The sequence below is a fragment of the Micromonospora sp. LZ34 genome, assembly GCF_052981855.1.
In genome coordinates this window covers 1-3,627 of the sequence record NZ_JBRIQN010000124.1, presented here as the reverse complement: position 1 = coordinate 3,627, position 3,627 = coordinate 1, and the positions used below count along the sequence as shown (strand labels likewise).

3 protein-coding genes are annotated in these 3,627 nt (G+C 64.6%); 1 reads left to right on the top strand and 2 read right to left on the bottom strand.

Going from position 1 to position 3,627, the window contains the following annotated elements; all coding sequences use genetic code 11:
- The first annotated feature begins 607 nt into the window (after nt 1-607).
- Nucleotides 608-1,123 (top strand): hypothetical protein, encoded by a 516-nt coding sequence (locus ACVCAH_RS37625; protein ID WP_447140973.1) that lies wholly within the window; start codon nt 608-610, stop codon nt 1,121-1,123.
- Nucleotides 1,124-1,510: 387 nt separating this feature from the next.
- Here ACVCAH_RS37625 and ACVCAH_RS37620 read toward each other — a convergent pair whose 3' ends face one another.
- Both ACVCAH_RS37620 and ACVCAH_RS37615 read right to left on the bottom strand, forming a co-directional pair.
- Nucleotides 1,511-1,978: a hypothetical protein gene (locus ACVCAH_RS37620; protein ID WP_447140972.1), complete on the bottom strand. Its 468-nt coding sequence runs from the start codon at nt 1,976-1,978 to the stop codon at nt 1,511-1,513.
- Nucleotides 1,975-2,373: a MarR family winged helix-turn-helix transcriptional regulator gene (locus ACVCAH_RS37615; RefSeq protein WP_447140971.1), complete on the bottom strand. Its 399-nt coding sequence runs from the start codon at nt 2,371-2,373 to the stop codon at nt 1,975-1,977. Before ACVCAH_RS37615 ends, ACVCAH_RS37620 begins: the two co-directional genes overlap by 4 nt.
- Between the last annotated feature and the right edge of the window lie 1,254 nt (nt 2,374-3,627).

Below are 3,627 nucleotides of genomic sequence, written 5' to 3'. Positions count from 1 at the left end.
GCGCACGCTGGTTCCACCAACGCACACGGCTGAACCGGGACTACGCCCTGGTCAGCTAGCAATTGGCGGCTGCCGTACTAGTCCCGGCATGTCTAGTCCCGGCAAGTTGTGCAAACTTTCTGTACGGGTTCAAGGCGGCCCGAAACGGGCCGCACGCGCCGCCGCCAGGGCACGCGGCCTGCACTCCGCTGCCGCTCCACTCCGGCCATGCAACACGCCCGGCGGCTGGCGCGGACAGCGGGGGGACACCGCCACGACTTTGCCGGGGCCCTGGCCACCGAGGCGGGCGAGAACGGTCAGCCTCGGCACGTGTTCGGCACAGAGGCTTCCCGCACGGCCGGCGCGCTGCCCTGTGGCGACCATGATCCGATAGGTAATCTCTGTTCATGATCGCGTTGCCCCTCGCCTCGCGTTCATGGCGGCTCCGCGCCGCAGCGGCCCTCGCGTCATGTCTCGCGGTCCCTCTTTGGATGGGCCGCCGTGAGGACGGTCGAAGCGGACGGAGGCGTTTGCCGCCTCGACGCCTTGTGGATCCCAGCTACGTTGCCAGCTGTGCTGCGGTCCATCCATTCCAACGGGAATGATATGCCATTTGAAGGGGAGTTGAGTGGTTAAAGCCAATCTGACGATTCTGGCCCTGATTATTGGTGCGTTCTTCATTCCACTGAGCCTGATTGGATGTACAGAGGAATCAGTTGGGGAAACAAGGATCTTTGAAATTGACAACACGGGGGAGGTCTTCGGTAAAGCGGATGAACGGGAGGTGACTGTCAGAAAGCATTATATGATTCTGAACCCACCCGAAGATCTAGTAGAACTGAAGGAACTGGTTGAAAAATACGGTAAGGATCATCCGATTGAAGGAGAAGCCAAAGTAGCAGAAGGCAAGAGCAGGACTTTTTACATGTACTTCTACAGGGAAAGCGACGATTTGCCAAGAGACTGGCAGCCCGATGAAGGTTACCTAAATACGGATCGGCTAGAGCACCACAAGAACGATCTGATCGCATCCATAATCTGGTCGGATGCCGACCCGCAGAAGAAATACTACAGTTATGACAAAAACAAGGAAGGGAGGATCCTGAAGCGGATGTATTTTATTGAGGATCGGCTTGTTGGGTGATGCTGATCTAAACAGCTTCGAAAAGCTCGCCGGCACCTCATCGTGAGCACGGTAACGACCTTGGGAGCGATTGAGGTCGGGGCGTGCTGGCCCCTGGAGTGTTGGTTGGTGAGTGATCAGCGGGGTGGCTGGGTGGGGACCAGGTTGGTGCTCGGCGTGGGGCGGGTTGTCCGGCTGGCGGACCGGTCGGAGACGAGTCCGGCGATGGCGAGGTGGGTTTCGGCGTAGGTGTCGCGCCGTCCGGTGTAGCGCTGTAGCGGTCGCCACTTCTTGTACTCGGGGTCAACTCGCTCAGGTGGGCTCGGGAGATGCCGGACAGGACGGGATGGGCCAGGGCCCCACGAGCCCAGGCCCGACCGGCGGTTCGTCCACTTCGTGTGGCCTGCGTCATGTGGTGGCTCGGTCGCTGTCTTCGGACTGCTCCTGCTCGATGCTCTGCCAGGGAAAGGGGGCGAGGTCGGGCTCGACCCAGCCGGTGCGGGCTTGCGTGCTGGCCAAGGTCGCTGACGTGTAGAAGTGGGTGAGCAGGCGTTTGTCGAGCAGTGTGCGATGCCGGTCGATGAATACGGCGAAGTCCCCGGTGGCGCGGTCGGCGGTGTAGTGGGCCACCAGTTCCACCCAGGCCCGGCTGACGGTGGCGTGGTATTTCTGCGGCACTCCGGCATAGCGGGCGGTGCGCTGGATGCCGTCGCTGACCAGGCTGATGGCGGCCGGCATGCCGACGCTGCGGACTGCCAGCCAGGTCAGGTGCAGGTGGGCGCGGTGGTCGAAGTGTTCGGTGGCAGCGGTCACCTCGGCCATCAGCTCGTCGAAAAGCAATGCGGGTTCGAGTGCGCTGGAGTTGGTCGGGGTCACGCGGGCACCTCTGTCAACGCGCGCAGGACGGTGTGGAAGCCAGCGATCGACTCTGCGGGCAGGTCGGCGAGGGCGCGCTCTTCCAGCTCGGCCAGGGTCTGCCGGATGGTGCCGGCGGCCAGACGCCCCGGGGCGGTCAGCTCGATGACCACGACCCGGCGGTCGCCCGGACGGGCGCCGCGCGTGATGTGGCCACGCCGCTCCAGCCGGTCCAGCACGCTGGTCAGCGTGGTCGGCCGGGTGCCGGCGGCGGCTCCCAGTTCAGAGATCGTGCGGCCACGACCGTCCGAGAGGATGGCCAGAGCATTGATCTCGGAGGCCGTCAGATCGAGGTCGACCAGCCTCGCGGTAAGGATCTGCAGGGTGGCATGGGTCGCGCGCTGCAGAGCGACCAACGCCGACTCTTCGGAGGTTGCAGATAAGTTAGTCACGAGATCGGACTATACGAAATCGTAGTACTGGTCGGCAAGCCCACCGAATCGCTCCCCACGTCGTAAGCACGAAGCGTCCCGGTCTCTGATCGGCGGGCTGCTCGCGCTGGCCGTGCTGGCACCCGGCATGGTCCCTCTGCCGCCGCTGGCAGTCGCAGCCGCCGCCCTCCTCGTCCTGGCTGGTGTCGCCCTCGCCAGCGCGATCCGCGGACGCCGCCGGCTCTCTAACCTGCCAACACCGCCGGCCTGACCACACCGTCGCGACGTACCGCAGCCTCCAGTGCCATCCTGCCGACCCGGTGGCCGGCAGTCATCGCATCGTCCTTGTCAGTGCAATGCGTGGTCAGCCCACGAGGTTGGCGCCCGGGTCGAGGTCGGGCATCGTCGCGGTACGGTCATGAGCTCCAGCTTCTGCACGGGATCCGACCTGTCGTGCCATGTCCTCTTAGAACTGGCGCCCTGCATTGGTGGGCGTCAGACGTGAACTCATAAGGCGGCGGCGTATAGGCCGAGCCCGTTCGGCCTCGCGCGGGCGTCCACGCCTTAGCCACCGTTGCGTCGGTCCCAAGTGGGTTTGCTCAGGTCTCAAGCTCAAATGGTGTTTACTGCAGCTCACGCGACCGGACCTGGCGTTCTCGAGGGATCCGAGCCAAGTGGCGAGAAGGGACTTCAGCTCCCGGTAGCCCGCGAATCAGCCAGTCACCCGGCAACCGCTCTCGCGGCACCAGCCCGTGCCCTAGATACCGGATCTCGTCGGACCGCGGCCCACCGGCCTGGCGCGGCTGCGCCCGACCCGCTGCGCCGCCGTCACCTCGAACACCACGACGTCCGCGTGCCGGCGACGGCGCGCGGCCAGGGCTTCACGTCTTCCCCATTGGGGGAAGTCATGATCACCTCCAGCGAAGCAAACGGCTCATTGCTGTTCCCTCGGCGGGCGGCCCCCTGAAACCGGCTCGTGGCGAGGCGGGAGAGGCGCATCGCGGACAAGATTTGGCCTTCGTCGTGCTGTTCACCGCACGGTACGGGCCGTCTGAAGTCGACGGTGCCGTCACCGGTTATGGCCATGCCACCAGGGGCATCGCGGTGGGGGGACACGAAGCCCTGCCGAAAGGTGCGCGGCCGACAAGGACCAGGTTGGCTTTCATGCTTGTGCACGATGCGTTTCCAGGCTGGCTTCGGCTCGAGGGACGGTCAATTCGGCGCGGACGGGAGGGTTGG